At 57.3% G+C, this 15921-nt stretch carries 11 protein-coding genes; 2 read left to right on the top strand and 9 right to left on the bottom strand.

Translation table 11 applies throughout. The features are described 5' to 3' along the window. Window positions 1–8 precede the first annotated feature (8 nt). From ACP7AL_RS16700 to bchF, 7 genes are read right to left on the bottom strand one after another with little or no spacing between them, the layout of a single operon-like run. Window positions 9–1442: a PucC family protein gene (locus tag ACP7AL_RS16700; protein WP_425993058.1), complete on the bottom strand. Its 1434-nt coding sequence runs from the start codon at window positions 1440–1442 to the stop codon at window positions 9–11. Further along, window positions 1439–2140 carry a magnesium protoporphyrin IX methyltransferase gene (gene bchM, locus ACP7AL_RS16695; RefSeq protein WP_425993056.1) on the bottom strand — a complete coding sequence of 234 codons (702 nt, stop codon included), beginning with the start codon at window positions 2138–2140 and terminating at the stop codon, window positions 1439–1441. Before bchM ends, ACP7AL_RS16700 begins: the two co-directional genes overlap by 4 nt. Then, on the bottom strand, window positions 2140–3051 hold the full coding sequence (gene bchL, locus ACP7AL_RS16690; protein WP_425993054.1) for a ferredoxin:protochlorophyllide reductase (ATP-dependent) iron-sulfur ATP-binding protein: 912 nt from the start codon (window positions 3049–3051) through the stop codon (window positions 2140–2142). Before bchL ends, bchM begins: the two co-directional genes overlap by 1 nt. Then, window positions 3048–6812, bottom strand: a complete 3765-nt coding sequence (locus ACP7AL_RS16685) for a magnesium chelatase subunit H (protein ID WP_425993052.1) — start codon at window positions 6810–6812, stop codon at window positions 3048–3050. Before ACP7AL_RS16685 ends, bchL begins: the two co-directional genes overlap by 4 nt. Further along, window positions 6787–8376 carry a ferredoxin:protochlorophyllide reductase (ATP-dependent) subunit B gene (bchB, locus tag ACP7AL_RS16680; protein WP_425993050.1) on the bottom strand — a complete coding sequence of 530 codons (1590 nt, stop codon included), beginning with the start codon at window positions 8374–8376 and terminating at the stop codon, window positions 6787–6789. The genes ACP7AL_RS16685 and bchB overlap by 26 nt, the downstream gene beginning before the upstream one ends. A gap of 1 nt (window position 8377) precedes the next feature. Further along, window positions 8378–9667, bottom strand: a complete 1290-nt coding sequence (locus ACP7AL_RS16675) for a ferredoxin:protochlorophyllide reductase (ATP-dependent) subunit N (protein ID WP_425993048.1) — start codon at window positions 9665–9667, stop codon at window positions 8378–8380. After that, window positions 9664–10266: a 2-vinyl bacteriochlorophyllide hydratase gene (bchF, locus tag ACP7AL_RS16670; RefSeq protein ID WP_425993582.1), complete on the bottom strand. Its 603-nt coding sequence runs from the start codon at window positions 10264–10266 to the stop codon at window positions 9664–9666. Before bchF ends, ACP7AL_RS16675 begins: the two co-directional genes overlap by 4 nt. 239 nt (window positions 10267–10505) lie before the next feature. On the opposite strand from bchF, the gene ACP7AL_RS16665 reads away from it, so the two are divergent. Beyond that, complete coding sequence (locus ACP7AL_RS16665; RefSeq protein WP_425993046.1) at window positions 10506–11408, top strand: cobalamin B12-binding domain-containing protein; 903 nt, start codon at window positions 10506–10508, stop codon at window positions 11406–11408. 43 nt (window positions 11409–11451) lie between these two features. Next, window positions 11452–12126, top strand: a complete 675-nt coding sequence (locus ACP7AL_RS16660; RefSeq protein ID WP_425993044.1) for a heme oxygenase (biliverdin-producing) — start codon at window positions 11452–11454, stop codon at window positions 12124–12126. Window positions 12127–12153: 27 nt separating this feature from the next. Here ACP7AL_RS16660 and ACP7AL_RS16655 read toward each other — a convergent pair whose 3' ends face one another. Further along, window positions 12154–14331 carry a GAF domain-containing protein gene (locus ACP7AL_RS16655; RefSeq protein ID WP_425993042.1) on the bottom strand — a complete coding sequence of 726 codons (2178 nt, stop codon included), beginning with the start codon at window positions 14329–14331 and terminating at the stop codon, window positions 12154–12156. Between the two features lies 1 nt (window position 14332). Further along, on the bottom strand, window positions 14333–15706 hold the full coding sequence (gene ppsR, locus ACP7AL_RS16650) for a transcriptional regulator PpsR (protein WP_425993040.1): 1374 nt from the start codon (window positions 15704–15706) through the stop codon (window positions 14333–14335). Between the last annotated feature and the right edge of the window lie 215 nt (window positions 15707–15921).

Below are 15921 nucleotides of genomic sequence, written 5' to 3'. Positions count from 1 at the left end.
CTCGTTAGCTAACCTGGAAATTCGGCAAGGCCGAATTTTGATGATGGCTGCGATTGACGAGCATGTGCCGTACGCACGAGCGGCCCTATCGCAACCAGAGTGGCGAACAACAAAGCAATTTCGATGTGATAGACGACACTGTATCCCGTTGAGGGATCGGTGAGAGCGCGGCCGAGCGCGCCACTTGACGCCAGCGATGAAACCGCATCGCGGATACCGCCGCCCAATGCAATTCCGACACCAGCTGACGTCGCCTGAACAGCTCCCCAAGTACCCAGCGCAAGACCACTCTCGCCATCGCGCGCAATCGCCATGGCGGCAGTCAGCGTGCCCGCCGCAAACAATCCACCGCCGAAACCGATGAATGCCGTACCGATGCGGAACAGAAGAACCGAATCCAGCGGCGCGGCAAAAATGACAGCGGAGAAGGCAAACACACCAGCTGCCGCGCCGAAACCCGCGATGCGATACGGATCGGCACCACGTCCCAGCGTTCGTGCAGCTATGCCAAACCCGGCGAGCGTTCCCAGCGCGAAAAACGCCGTCAGCGCCGTCGTCTGTCCAACGGTCAGCCTGAGGATCTCGGCGCCATAAGGCTCCAACAGAATATCCTGCATTGAAAATGCAGCAGTCCCGAGCGCGACGGCCACCAAAACGCGGACCGATCCGCCGGATCTGCGGAACTTCGCCCATGAATCCTGAAACACGGCAGGCGCCCGATTTGCAGCCGTAAGCGCCGGATTGCGCGGCTCCTGTTTCCAGAGCGCGACAATATTGAGAAGCAGCTGCGTAACAGCCACACCTTGAATAACCTGGATGAGGCGAATCTCATCAAAGTTTGCGAGAAGCTGGCTGAATAAGAAAGCGCTCCCAACCATGCCGAACAGCAGCATGACGTAAAGAAAAGCCACTACGCGCGGGCGCGCTTCGGGGGGCGCCAGATCGGTCGCCAGAGCAAGGCCTGCCGTCTGTGTCGTATGCAGTCCAGCTCCGACCATCAGGAACGCCAAGGCCGCGCCAACCTGTCCAAATTCCGAAGGCCATTCGCCGGTGCCAGACAAAACGAGAAGGGCAAATGGCATGACCGCAAAACCGCCAAACTGCAGGAGCGTACCCATCCAGATATAGGGCACGCGCCGCCAGCCCAGAACCGAGAAATGATTGTCAGACTTGAACCCGATCAGAACGCGGAACGGTGCGAACACTAGCGGTAGCGATACCATCAGCGAAACGAGCAAGGTCGATACGCCTAGCTCGACGATCATGACTCGATTGAGCGTTCCGTTAAGAAGCACAATGGAGATGCCGACCGAAACCTGAAACAGTGACAAGCGCATCAGGCGTCCGAGCGGAAGTTCTTTCGTTGCCGCGTCCGCAAACGGGAGGAATCGCTTGCCAAGCCGCATCCATCCCTTTGCGAGTGTCGCGGAGATCTGAGTCATTGGGGGATCATCTCCAATGCCTGTGACTTGTAGAAACCGCTAGTGACCCGATGAGTTCGGCCTGACTTCCAGCCATTGAGATCAATGTCTGTTGTAAACAACCGCAAAAGTTTCCGTTCGCTTACCGGTTCGATCGCGGGCGCGCGATCACCGCGCGGAAAAAGCCGTCCAACTGCATGCATAACTGCAAGCGCAGGTGTCTTCGGGGCGAACGTAATCAGCAAGGAATGCCGAGTGCGCGCTGCCAATCCGGCCATAACCCTGCAAATGTCATGAGCCTCGTAGTGAATAAGCGAGTCCATTGCGACGACGAAGTCGAACTTTCCGAGCTTTGGCTCGAGCATATCGCCAGACGTAAAATCGATAGACGATGGATCGATGTCTGCCGGAATTCGATCCCGCGCCACGGCTACCAACGTTGGAGAAAGATCGATAGCAACAACCCTCGCGCCCCGTCGCGCAGCCTCGATGGAAAGTGCGCCGGTACCACATCCCGCATCGAGCACGCGCGCGCCACTCATATTGTCGGGCAGCCATGACAGAAGCGTTTTTCGCATCTCATCGCGGCCCGCACGCACGGTTGCGCGAATTCGACCGACCGGCGCATCGGAAGTGAGCTTGGCCCAAGCATCGACCGCCGTCCGATCGAAGTAGGTCTCAAGCTCTCCGCGCCGTTGAAGGTATGTTGCGATGGACATCAGTCGAATCCCAGAAGATCGAAGATTTCTCTATCTTTCAAGGAAGTGCCTTTCAGTGGCGCTTCCTTGCCATCCCAAAGATCGGTCGCGAGCCGCATGTATTCATCCTGGACAGCCTTCAGCTCCGGCGTCTCGTCCATTTCGAACAAAGTCGATTTCTTCAGACGGCTCTTGCGAATGATGTCGAGATCAGGGAAATGCGCGATCCGCTTCAGATTTGCTTTCTCCGTATAGCGGTCAATCTGGTCGGTCGCGGCGCTTCGGTTCGCAATGACGCCACCAAGTCGGACGCCATAGTTCTTCGATTTCGCCTCGATCGCCGCGACGATGCGATTCATCGCAAAGATGGAATCGAAGTCGTTTGCAGCCACGATGAGCGCGCGATCCGAATGCTGCAGCGGAGCTGCAAAACCCCCGCACACCACATCGCCAAGAACATCGAAGATCACCACGTCGGTATCTTCGAGCAGATGGTGCTCCTTGAGAAGCTTCACTGTTTGACCGACAACATAGCCGCCGCAGCCGGTCCCCGCAGGCGGCCCGCCCGCTTCGAGGCACATGACGCCGTTGTAGCCTTCGAACACGAAGTCTTCCGGGCGAAGCTCTTCCGCGTGAAAATTCACCGATTCCAGTACATCGATGACTGTCGGTACAAGACGCTTGGTCAGTGTGAATGTTGAATCGTGCTTGGGATCGCAACCGATTTGCAAAACTCGCTTACCGAGCTTTGAGAACGCCACTGACAAATTCGAGGACGTCGTGCTTTTCCCGATGCCGCCCTTCCCATACACTGAGAAGACCTTGGCCGTTCCTATCTTCAGCGTGGGATCAAGCTGAACCTGGACGCTGCCCTCGCCGTCCCCACAGCAGGACGGACTTTTTAAAGTGGATGGCTTGGTTACGATGTTCATGCGGCCACTCCCACGCCTTCAAGGCGATCTTCAAGCTCTTCGCCTGCCCTGCGCAGGACGTCGAGCATTTCGGGGTCCGGAGACCAGTATTTGCGTTCGTGAGCTTCGATCAGGCGGTTGGCCACTTTCGCCGAAGCAACAGGATTGAGTGTGGCGAGGCGCTCGCGCATCTCCGGATCGAGAACGAAGGTCTCGGTCAGCTGCCGGTAAACCCAGGGCGCGACCGCTCCGGTAGTGGCCGACCAGCCCATCGTGTTCGTGACGTGCTCTTCGATCTGGCGGACGCCTTCATAACCGTGCTTAAGCATGCCCTCATACCATTTCGGATTGAGCATGCGGGTGCGGGTTTCGAGCGCGACCTGCTCTGACAATGTCCGGACGGTACCATCACCACGCGTCTGGTCTCCGATGTAGACCGGCGCGCTGCCACCGCCTTTCGCGCGGCGCACCGCGCGGCTGATGCCGCCAAGCGTGTCGAAATAGTGATCGACGGTCGTCACGCCGAGTTCAACCGAATCCAGGTTTTGGTACGCAAGATCAACATCAGCGAGTGCGCTCTTGAGAAGTGCTGCCTGCTGGACAGGCTGGCCCTTTCGGCCATAGGCAAAGCTCTTGCGCCGCGTGTAGGTCTCAGCGAGTTCGTCCTCGTCTTCCCATCGGCTGTTTTCGACCAGATGATTGACGTTGGAGCCGTATGCTCCATCAGCGTTACCGAAGACACGCAATGAGGCCGTCTCGAAATCGCATCCATGCTGTTGCTGATAAGCGAGAGCATGCTTGCGGATGAAATTCATTTCCGAGGGCTCATCGGCGGAAGCGGCAAGAAAGCAAGCTTCGGCAAGCAGCTTGATTTGCAGCTGCAACAGATCGCGGAAGATACCCGACATAGTGACAATGACATCGATCCGCGGTCGTGCGAGTTCCGCGAGAGGAATGAGCTCAGCGCCGGTCAGGCGGCCATAGCCATCGAAGCGCGGGCGAGCGCCGAGCAGAGAAAGCACTTGGCCGATCGGCGCGCCCTCGTGCTTCAGATTGTCCGTGCCCCAGAGAACAATAGCGATCGATTCCGGGAGGCCATTTCCTTCAGCGGCGTGCTTTTCGATCAAACGCTGCGCCTGTCGTGCGCCATCCTGAACAGCGTACGCGCTTGGAATGCGGAACGGGTCGAAGCCGTGAAGATTGCGGCCGGTCGGCAGGATCGCCGGCGTACGCAGAAGATCTCCACCGGGCGCCGGGCGGACAAATCTTCCATCCAGAGCTCGAAGAAGGCTCGGGATTTCGTGATCGACAGAAATCAGACGATCAGTCTCGGCCAATTGCTTGTATAGAGAAAGCCGGAGTGCGGCGTCCGGGCCTTCGCGTCCGGTTAAAGACTCCGGCGCATCACCCGCAATGAGCCGTTTCAGCAGTTCCTTTTCAGGCCGGAGGCCACGCGAAGCATCCGCCACGGCCTGCAACATCTCTATCCTCTGCTCAACGGACGGAACCTCTCCGACGACATGAAGGCCATGCGGTATCAAAGTGTATTCGAGTTCGAGAACCGCTTCGGTCAATTTCAGAATTACTTCGTGAGCTTCGATGCCCCAGGCAGGTTCTGCGGCAGCCAGATCGAGCGCGCTGGCCTGTGCTTGAATGAGTGTGGCCAGATGATCACTTTCCGCGATCTCACCCGGCGGCAATGCACGCCATCGCTCGATCGACGCCTTGAGATCGGCAAGGCCGCGATACAATCCGGCATATGCAACGGGCGGAGTGAGATAGCTGATCAGCGTCGCCGCCGAACGGCGCTTAGCGATCGTCCCCTCGGACGGGTTGTTGGATGCATAGAGGTAGAGATTAGGCAACTCGCCGATCATGCGATCCGGCCAGCAAGCACCCGACATTCCCGCTTGCTTGCCGGGCATGAACTCCAGCGCGCCGTGCGTGCCGAAATGAAGGACGGCGTTGGCGCCGAAGTCCTCGCGCAACCAGCGATAAAAGGCCGAGAAAGCATGCGTCGGCGCAAAGCCCTTCTCGAACAGAAGCCGCATCGGGTCGCCTTCATATCCGAACGCCGGCTGAATTCCGACAAAGACATTCCCAAAGCGCTCGCCGAGAACGAAAATGGAGCTTCCGTCGCTTTGGTGTCGGCCGGGCGCGGATCCCCATTGCGCTTCGATCTCGCGCAGCCATCGTTCAGTCCGAACATGATCCCCAACCGGAATCCGCACGTGGACGTTGGCATCCGCGCCGAAGCGTGCAGCGTTGCCCGTGACGATCTTCTCACGCAACGCATCGGCGCTATCCGGCACATCGACGTGATAGCCCTCGCGCTTCATCGCGGCCAGCGTTCGATGGAGCGATTCGAAGACTGAAAGATATGCAGCCGTTCCGGCGTTGCCCGCGTTCGGAGGGAAATTAAACAGCACGACTGCCACTTTGCGATCGGCGAGATTCGACCGCCGCAGCGCGACGAGGCGAGCCGTTCGCGCTGCCAGCATCTCTGCGCGCTCCATGCACACGTGCATGTCGCCCTTGATTTCCGAGCGCGAGAATGTGCAGGACCGCTCGCAACCGGTACAGGGCGCGCCTGCGCCATCGGACCGGCCGCCATAGACCATTGGTCCTGAGGCGCCATCGAGTTCAGGTATCGCAACCATGATAGTGCTTTCCACCGGCATCAGGCCACGGCTGGAAGCACCCCACTGCTCGAGAGTCTGGAATTCAACCGGATGCGCAGAAACGTACGGCACATCGAGCCTGGCGAGGATATCCTCGGCTGACTTTGAATCATTGTAAGCAGGACCGCCGACCAATGAGAAGCCGGTCAATGACACTACCGCATCGACTGTGCAGCGGCCGTCCTTCATGAAGTACCGCTCGATCGCGGGGCGCTGATCGAGGCCGCTCGCAAAGGTCGGAATGACCCGCAGGCCGCGCGCTTCCAGTGCCGCGATCACACCGTCGTAGTGACCTGTATTTCCAGCAAGAAGATAGGATCGCAGCAGCAGTATGCCCACCGTGCCGCGCTCTCCGTGGCCATCGACCGGCTGCAATTTCGCAGAAGGCAGTTTGTCGAGCGTCTCGGCGATCCGCTCCTTCATGCGTGGGTGATAAACGCCGATATCAACGTAATCGATAGGCGTACCCGCTTTCGCGATACCACGCAGGCCACGTCGCGGTCCGTCGGCATAGCGATCGATCAGCAGACGGACCATGTTCGCGATGTTCTGCTCGGAGCCGGCAAGCCAGTACTGCAATGTCAGGAAGTAGGCGCGCATATCCTGCGCGGTGCCGGGAATGAAACGCAACAGCTTCGGCAGTTGCCGCAGCATCTTCATCTCGCCCTTGCCGCCGCCCGAACCCTTGCGGTTGCCTCGCAGCCGCTTGAGCCATGAAATCGCGCCAAGCGCTTCGGCGCTCATGTCGAATTTTCCGACGCGCGTCAGCTTGACGATTTCGCTCGCCGACATGCAGCACACCATGGCGTCGCAATCACGCCGGCGGGCGGCAAGCGAAGGTAAGACCATCTGAACATGGTCGTCGAGAAACAGCATCGTCGCGATAACGATGTCACCCCGTGCGATATCCGCCTTGCAGCGATCCAAAGCGGCCTCGTCGCTGCCCCACTCGTCTGCGGCATGAACCGACAACTCAAGACCCGGAAAATCACGCCCTAAGGTTTGGCGCGAACGCGCAGCCGCACCTGACAGATGACTGTCCATGGTCACGACAACGACACGGATCGGTGTCGCGTCAGCGGGCGTAATGCGCTTTGGCATCGTAGAGTGTCTCGACTGTAATGGTTGCAACGCCGTTTTCGTTGGCGAAGCGTTCGGTATTCCTTCGGGCTTTGCCGCGAACGAAGAAGGGAATCTTGTGCAGCTCCTTCTCGGCATCGGGAGCCCAGACGATTGCCCCGGCTAACGCAGGGTCGGGAACGGACGCAGCGTAGCTAGGGCCGGTCTCATCCGGCCTGGAGGCGACCGGCATCGCGTGCCCCAGTCCAAGATGTGATGGCAACGCCCCGTCCTTAAATTCGAAATCGTCCTTAAACATCGCCAGCAGGTGTTCTTCGAGGCCCATCATCAGGGGATGGACCCAGGTATCGAAAATGACGTTTGCACCTTCGAAACCCATTTGCGGCGCATATCGCGCTGGAAAATCCTGCACGTGAACCGGCGCTGAAATTACGGCACATGGAACGCCGAGACGCTTGGCGATATGGCGCTCCATCTGAGTACCGAGCACGAGTTCGGGTTGCAGTTCGGCAACCTTCGCCTCGACTTCGAGATAGTCGTCTGTAATCAAAGGCTCCACGCCATAGATCTTTGCCGCCTCGCGAATTTCGCGTCCGAATTCGCGGCTATAAGTGCCGAGCCCGACCACCTTAAATCCAAGTTCGTCTGAAGCAATGTGGGCTGCGGCAACGGCATGTGTCGCATCGCCAAAGATGAAAACTCGCTTACCGGTAAGATACGTTGAATCGACCGAGCGCGAATACCAAGGAAGTCGCGAATTCAGCCTTCCAATCGCTGCGGACGAATGGATGCCCGCCAGTGAAGCGACTTCCTTAATGAAGTCGCGCGTGGCGGACACGCCGATCGGAATCGTTTTCGTAAATGGCTGATCAAAGGAGCGTTGCAGCCACGATGCTGCCTGCGAGGCAATTTCAGGATACAGTACGACATTGAAATCAGCGTCGCCGAGACGGGCGAGATCTGCGGGACTGGATCCCATCGGCGCTGTCACGCTCACGTCGATGCCAAGCTCAGCAAGCAAGGCCTTGATTTCGGTCACATCATCCCGGTGACGAAATCCAAGCGCCGTCGGCCCAAGCAGATTACATCGCGGCCTCACGCCTTCAGCTCGCGCCGGACGTTTCGTGCCGGGCGCAGGAGCCGATGGACCAGCGATCGCACGGACCAGTTGATAGAAGGTTTCGGCAGCGCCCCAGTTTTCCTTGCGCTGATAGGCCGGCAGATCCACCGTCACGACGGGTATCGGCAGATTGAGCGCACGCGCGAGCCCGCCCGGATCGTCCTGAATCAGCGAGCCGGTACAGGACGCACCTACGATCATAGCCTGCGGCTGAAAGCGCTCGTAAGCATTTTTTGCCGCGGTCTTGAACAGTTCGGCGGTGTCGCCGCCAAGGTCGCGCGCGGCAAAGGTCGTGTAAGTCACCGGCGGCCGCTTGTCACGGCGCTCGATCATCGTGAACAGGAGGTCGGCGTAGGTATCGCCCTGCGGCGCGTGCAGCACATAGTGCAGACCTTCCATACCCGTTGCGATGCGCATCGCTCCGACATGGGGTGGTCCTTCGTATGTCCAGACCGTCAGTTGCATATCATCCCACCAGTTTCGCGCGGCGAACGAGCGGGCGCGCAAAAAGTTCAGCGAGGTCCGCCGCCTGCTCGTAGCCCTGAACAGGTGTGAAGATCAGTTCGATGGACCATTTTGTCGTGAGCCCTTTAGCTTCGAGTGGATTAGCGAGACCAAGACCGCAAAGCACCAGGTCCGGCCGCTCTGCAAGACAACGATCAAGTTGTAGATCGACGTCCTGCCCTTCCGAAAGCGATGTCCCTTCCGGCAGCAACTGCAGCTCTTCGGCGAGATGCTCGCGATGGAGATAGGGCGTACCCACCTCGACGAGCTTCATCCCCAGTTCGCGCGACAGAAAGCGTGCCAGCGGAATTTCGATTTGCGAATCGGGAAATAGGAAAATTCGACGTCCTGCCAACTGATCGCGATAGCGAACCAGTGCCCGCTCGGCTCGCGCGCGATAGGGCTGTGTGACCTCGTGGAAATGTGCCGAATCGACCCCGAAACAATCCGAAGCAGCTTTGACCCAGGCCGTTGTCCCTTCCGCACCAAGCGGGAACGGCGCCGCGAGCCGCGTTGCGCCACGGTCCTGAAGAGCACGAGCGGTGTCGGCAAGAAACGGCTGCGCGAGAAGGAATTTCGTATTGGGGCCGATGGCTGGAAGAGCGGTGGATTTTCGCGGAGGCAAAAACCCGACCGATCCGATTCCGAGCATATCGAACAATCGCGCGAACTGGTCCTCCACCACATCCGCAAGCGCTCCCACGACCAGAAGAGTACTCTCGCTCGTCCTCGCGGGGGGAAGCACGGGGACGAGCGAGGCGAGACACGCATCCTCGCCTTGCGTGAATGTTGTCTCGATACCGCTACCTGAATAATTCAGAATTCTCACCGCCGGAGAAAACGTCTGGGACAGTCTCAAGGCCGCGTGCGACAGATCGAGCTTGATAACTTCGGAAGGGCACGACCCCACCAAAAACAGCAGACGGATATCCGGCCGCCGTTCAATCAGCTGCGTAACGATTCGATCCAGTTCGATATTCGCATCGGTCAGTCCGGCGAGATCCTTTTCCTCCATGATAGCGGTGGCAAATCGCGGCTCCGCAAAGATCATCACGCCCGCTGCCGATTGGATGAGATGCGCACACGTGCGAGAGCCGACCACGAGAAAAAACGCGTCCTGAATCTTACGGTGAAGCCAGACGATACCCGTCAAGCCGCAAAAAACTTCACGCTGTCCGCTTTCACGTCTTACCTGACTTGCTGGCGGTCGCTTTTCAAAGCCTTCCGTACAGGCTGCAACACGGACAGTCATACGAGACCCCCCGAATGTGCAGAGCGAGCCGCCGATAGCGCCGCGACCTCGTCGCGTCGCGCAGCCCGGAGCTTGAGAATGAACTGGGTGGCGTTGACGACGTAAGTTGCGTAGGCCGCCAGGGCGATCAGCATCTGGTCACGGTGATCGCCGAGCCCGAAGAACAGTGCTACGAGATAAGCAGTGTGCAGCGCAATAACGACAAAGCTGAAAGCGTCTTCCCAGAAAAACGCGCGTGCAAACAGATAAACGCCGAAGACTTCCCGCTCCCAGATCGCTCCGGTCACCATAATGGCGTAGAGCGCGATCGTCTTGATAACGACGGATGCGGTCGCCGCGGCAAACCCCTCCCCTGTCGCGAGGCATCGAACAACCAAAGCAAGACTGATCAGAAAGATCACGAATTGAACCGGCGCCAGAACACCTTGAACAAGGGTCCATTTTGTTGCGTCGCGGCGTTGCCGTTCGTCGGCTGTATAGAGTGTCTTGGCTCGTTCAACCGTCGAGCAAACCCGGGAGGCTGAATCGAAAGATTGAGAATTACCGTTAGCAGATGCAGCGAAAAACTTACGCTCGTAATTGTAAAGACTATTTGACAGAAATCCGTCTGAGTGATGCGATGGCCTTGATGAGAAATGCAGCTCTCTCGGCGACCGCTCACCGTTTTCAGCCTCTTTCCTCTCGGTAGTTTCTCGAAAATGCACCGCGCCACTCCCTATGTGCGGGCTCTCATTTCAAGGGAGGCTAATCCTCGTTTGGAGTAGTGTCAACTAAAGCTAACGTAAATCAAACTTGACGAACAAGAAGACTACCGATCTAAATACTGGGGGAGTGAAAAATGACCGACGTGAACGAGCAATCATTCGCAGCCGGTACAAACGGCGACAGCGCATCGATGCATGTGAGCAGGTCAAAGCCCACAAGAGCAGCCAAACCGCTTTGGCGCTTTAAACCTGCGTTGCCTCCCGTCAACGTTGTTCGCAAATTCAAGACCGAGATCATCCCCAAGATTGTAATGGCGCTGCGGTCTCCGCCGAAACCGGTCGAAATTACCGATGGCGATTCGGCAAAAGCTGTTCAGTTTGCGGCTGTGGTGATTGGATCCAGCGACGACGCGCCCTTCGATTTCGTCGATAACCTTTTGATGCAAGGAATGACCGTGGAAGCGGTTTTCCTGGATCTGCTGACGCCAACAGCTCGGCATCTTGGGGCGATGTGGGAAGCGGACACGACAGACTTCGCAAACGTGACCCTCGGCGTCAGCCGCATGCAGCGCATACTGCGCAAGTTGGGTGAGTCCTTCCTGACCGAGCAGGATCGGGAGACCGGGGGCGAGTCGGCCCTGTTGACAGTCATTCCAGGGGAACAACATAGTTTTGGTTTGTCTATCGTTGCAGAATTTTTCCGGCGGTCTGGCTGGAACCTTTGTACCGGCCCGTTCCTGTCGCATCGCGAACTGACATCACTCTTGCAGAATCAGTGGTTTGACATCGTCGGATTTTCAGTTTGCAGTGATCGGCGGCTCAACGAACTGCGTAAGGATATTGAAGATATACGCCGCGACTCGCGTAACAGGCATGTCGGCATAATGCTCGGTGGACCGATGTTAATCTCTCATCCTGAGCTTGTGGCATCACTCGGCGCAGATATGATGTCGATTGATGCGGCTACTGCACCGCAACAAGCCTGGAAGCTGATCACTGAAAAGACTGCACATGCGAATGCGCAAGGGGATAAGTAGATAAGCGGCAAGCGAATGCCGCGACCAGAGGGGGAAATTCGCGATGAATGTTGCGGTCCAAGTGAACTCGCAGCCCGTCAGCGTCGTAACAGCATTATATCAGCGAACCAAAGCACTGCATGTCGAAGCAGAAGGAACAGGCGTGATCAACGAACTGTTGCGCGGCGAAGCGTGCCGCGACGAATACATTTTATTTCTCAGAAATCTTCTTCCGGCCTATCGCGAATTGGAAAGCGGCCTTGAGCAGCATGGTAATTCGCCAGCAATGAGAGCGCTTGCCATATATAAGCTTGACCGCGGCCCAGCAATTCAATCCGATCTCGAAGCATTGTGCGGGAAAGGCTGGGCGGACAAAGTTCCCCTCTTGCCCGCCGGAGAGAATTACGCTCGCAAGGTTGCAGATGCAGCGACCGAAGGCGGCGATCGATTGATCGCCCATGCTTATGCGCGATATCTAGGCGACCTTAGCGGCGGTCTCATTCTGCAGCGCTTGCTCATACGATCGCTTGAACTCTCTCCGTCCGAACTCAATTTCTATGATTTCCCGCAGTATGAAGACTTGTCGTTGTTGAAGAAAGAATATCGCGAGGCGCTGGATCTTGCTGGGGCCTCGGCAAAAGATCCTGAAGCCGTGATCGAAGAAGGCGCGCTGGCATTCTCGCTCAACATTGACCTCTCGATGGCCGTACAACGAGCCGCTTCTATCAGGTCTGGGTAGCAATCCGGCAACGGTTGAGGTGCGGGATCAGTTCGTGCCGTCGGAGCTAGAGGTGCGGGATGCGTGCCAGATCAGGTGCTCCAACACTTCCGCTGTCCGTAACGTCGAGTTTCTTACGCTCTCCAACATCTCAGCGATCCGACCCGTCTCGACGCCGTAGGTTATTTCAAGAGCGGCAAGTTGCGCATTCTCGACAACCGACGACAGCAGGTTTTGATAAACAAGGTCGTCTTTCGAATCCAGCCGAACACTTGTCACACGGTGGCTTTCGATAATTCCATCCTGGAAACGACTCCGCGCGGCCTCTGCCGCTTTGCGGTCGGTGAGGTCGGTAAAGATCAGCACAAAACCGAGAACACGGTCTCTTGACGGCCGAACAGGATCGACGCGGATCAAAAGAGGGCGTTCCCTGTTACCTTCGCCCCTCAGCAACACCTCACCGCGCCAGGCCCGCTTATTTTCCAGAAGCTCACGGATATTTGTTAGAAAATCGGCCGGCTGCTGGAATACCGAAGCCAAATCCTCAAGCTTGCGCAACTCAGCAGCATCATTTGGTAGCAACGCAGTGAACGCCTCATTCACGAGAATAATCCTGGCTTCGATGTCAGCGATAATAACAGGCTGATGCGAAGTCCGGACGTGCCGGCTGAACTGTTCGAGGTGATCCTGAGCAATTAATGTGCGAACCGCTCGAAATTGTAGAACGATATCTGCCACCGACTCTCCAATAAGACGAGCGGCCGCAATATCTGCCGGTACCCAAGGCTCGGAGGTGCCCTCAACCACCTGATGCCATTGAGCGAATGATCGCCTTGGCGACAAATCGAGCGGATTATCTCCGATGACGAATGGAGCAAGCGGATCGCCGCCCCAAGTGACGGTGCGAACCCGCTCTGGCCGAAACCAGATCAGGTACTCGCCCGGATTATTTGATATGGGAGCGACCATGATGCCGCTGGCAACTTGGGTAATCGCCGCAAATCTGGTTTCGTCAATACCGAGCGACGCGGTTGAGAAAACGGACGAGTGAGGATTGCTGTCCAGCCACTCTCCGATGGCACGTATCTCATGCGTACCGGGAACTTCGCCGGCAGTGGTGACCTGACCTTCGTAGATCAGTGCACTGCCGCTCGCGCCAAGCGGCTGCAATATAGATTGCGACGTATCGAAAATCGCAGCTCGCCAATCGCCCTCTCGGGATATGGCTTCGATCATGCGTTGCTCCAGCCGCTGCGCGAAGAGTTCGGCTTGGCTCTGAGCAAAGCTCTCAAGCGCAGCGATTCTCGTCGCTATGGCTTCAGCGAGCAATTCGCATACCGCACGCAACTCAAAATGGATAAAGCGCGGTTCGTAATGATGACAGGCGACAAGACCCCAGAGCTTTCCGCCGACAACCAGCGAAACAACGAGCGTCGCGCCTACCCCCATGTTCTTCAAATACTGAAGATGGATGGGTGACATGCTCCGAAGAAAACAGAGCGACATATCCAGATCGCGACCGGTAGCGGGCGAAAGGCGCGGCTCGAGAGGAACCGGGGCGTAGTTTACATCCACCAGCACCCGAACGCGGGTCCGCTCATAAAGCCGGCGCGCCATCTGTGGAATATCCGAAGCTGGATAACGATTACCGAGAAACGCTTCGAGTTCCGGCCTGCGCCGCTCGGAAAAGACTTCTCCATGACCATCGTCATCGAAACGATAAACCATCACGCGATCGTAACCCGTGCGGTCCTGAAACAGAATGGCCGTTTCGTCACAGAGCGAGCGCACCGATGAGGCGGTACGAACTTTTTGCAAAGCTGTATCGATGTGACGGGTGAAGTCGACAGATGGCCCAGCGCGTTCGAGTTCAATTACAAGACCGCCCTCGGGCGGACGATGCAACAAACCATCGAACTCGGAACTCGGACTGCCGAGTCGGCACCGCACAGCAATCGGCATTCCTTGCGATGTGGGCGACAAGTGCGGCAAAATACGAACGAGAAGATCGCCATCGAGATCCGACAGCGCCCGTCCGATGACCTGTTTCAGATTGAGGAATTCGGCTGCGTTCGCGCTTGCCTGAATCACGACATAGTCAGGTTCGCTGACCACCAATAGCGCGCCATGCGGCTGAATAGAGCCCGCGAGATGTATCTCTTCCCGCTCGCAATTGGAGAGATCTGCTTTTCCAAATGCGGGAGTCGCAACGGAATAGGACGTCAAATCAGTCCTCGGTGGTTTCCTCGGCCCCCGGCCCCTTATCGTCGAGGCCGTATCGGCTGAGCTTCGCATAAAGGCTTTGTCGGCTCAATCCCAACAATTCTGCGGTTGCGGTCCTGTTGCCACCCGCTAGTTCAAGCGCTTCCTTGACGTAGTGCTGCTCGACGATGCTGACGGTATTCTTCACCAGCTTGCGCAACGAAGACTTGCCGATCTGCTCGCTGATCGAACCTAGTGCAGTGCGAAGCAAGTCCCCTTCCCCATGCACGGGCAGGCGGCGCGCAATATTACGAACCAAAACCCCGACGGATTTCGAGTCGCTGCCAGCGCCGATGGCAGCGGAAATTTCGACCTCGGTTTCAGTCCCAAGTTCGCCGCGGATCGCTGTCGTGAAAAGTTTTACGGTTCCATGTTTTTTTACGTTTGCAAGCAACGCAGTCAGGTCTGCACCCGGCTGCCATAACCAGCGCGACAACGACTCACCGATGACGGAGCTTTTGGCTCCAATCTGAACCAAATCAAGAAATGATTGATTGGCGTGATACACCACACCCGTCGAATCTATCGCCACAAATCCATCGGGAATACGCTCGATCAGGCCTTCGAGTGTTGAGAGTTCACGCGGCTGTTCGATTGGACTGATCGCGGCCGCGGTGAACTGAAGCAGTAGAACCGGACCGGGCTCCGATGCCATCAATGATCCTCGGACCATCCACGGTTTAGCTTCAGGCCCGAGATGCACGAGAATACTGAGGGCCTTGCCCTTTTCCTTAATGCGCATCAGCATTTCACGAACAGTTTCGCGATCAGCTGCAGCGACATCGTGAAGAAGCTCACGACCGGCGAGATCTTCGTTGCGCCGCTGGGTCGAGTTCAATGCTTGAGCAGCAGCGCGGTTAGCTTCGATAATCCGCAGGTTTGCAGCGGAAACGATAACCACCGCTTCATTGGAAGCATCGAATACCAGACGATATCGGGTTTCAATCTCGCGCAACTTCCAATAGTCCCGCTCCATCGTCTGCTGGGCCGCAATGAGGCGCGTCTGCAGTTCGGCGACGGCCTGCAGGTTTTTCCCGATCGCAAGCATCCCTGCCCGGCCACCGAGCAGAACCGTCGTAAATTCCATTGGAATTTCGAGACCGCTGGGAAAGCGTTGATTTATCTGCCGGAATGCCGAAATGCCGCTTGATCGCGCGTCTTCGACCATGCGCCGGATCTTGTCCCCACCTGCTTCCCCAGCAATTTCGGTCCAAGCCCGGCCAAGCCAGCCATCGACGCTTTCACTTCCCAGCGATGCGGAGAGAGTTGCCTCGCGGATCACGCCATCCATATCGAGGAGCAACGTCACGTCGGGTTGGACTGCGGATTTTGCGGCCATTTGGCTATATCTGCCGATCCAGGATCGAGGTTTCGCGAAGTTGCAAGCAAATAGAGCACAAATTGTGCCAAGTGAAGCTGACACTTTTGCCTATCGACGCGGTCTTACGGTTTAGCGCAGAGTCTTCCCCCCAAGTCAAGAAAGTGACCTCATTTTGAGGTTTTTGGCGTCAAACAAGAGCCCACGGCTGGAACTAACTTGTTCCATTGCGATTG

The organism is Afipia sp. DC4300-2b1 (genome assembly GCF_049895725.1).
Lineage (GTDB): Bacteria > Pseudomonadota > Alphaproteobacteria > Rhizobiales > Xanthobacteraceae > Afipia > Afipia broomeae.
The sequence above is the reverse complement of the archived record's forward strand: the minus strand, read 5'-3'. Positions and strand labels throughout refer to the sequence as shown.

Bases quoted from the DNA above. Each gene is read 5' to 3' on its own strand.
- ACP7AL_RS16665 (WP_425993046.1), top strand. From the start codon at position 10,506: ATGACCGACGTGAACGAGCAATCATTCGCAGCCGGTACAAACGGCGAC.
- ACP7AL_RS16685 (WP_425993052.1), bottom strand. From the start codon at position 6,812: ATGCCAAAGCGCATTACGCCCGCTGACGCGACACCGATCCGTGTCGTT.
- bchM (WP_425993056.1), bottom strand. From the start codon at position 2,140: ATGTCCATCGCAACATACCTTCAACGGCGCGGAGAGCTTGAGACCTAC.
- ACP7AL_RS16700 (WP_425993058.1), bottom strand. From the start codon at position 1,442: ATGACTCAGATCTCCGCGACACTCGCAAAGGGATGGATGCGGCTTGGC.
- bchL (WP_425993054.1), bottom strand. From the start codon at position 3,051: ATGAACATCGTAACCAAGCCATCCACTTTAAAAAGTCCGTCCTGCTGT.
- ACP7AL_RS16675 (WP_425993048.1), bottom strand. From the start codon at position 9,667: ATGACTGTCCGTGTTGCAGCCTGTACGGAAGGCTTTGAAAAGCGACCG.
- ppsR (WP_425993040.1), bottom strand. From the start codon at position 15,706: ATGGCCGCAAAATCCGCAGTCCAACCCGACGTGACGTTGCTCCTCGAT.
- ACP7AL_RS16660 (WP_425993044.1), top strand. From the start codon at position 11,452: ATGAATGTTGCGGTCCAAGTGAACTCGCAGCCCGTCAGCGTCGTAACA.
- bchB (WP_425993050.1), bottom strand. From the start codon at position 8,376: ATGCAACTGACGGTCTGGACATACGAAGGACCACCCCATGTCGGAGCG.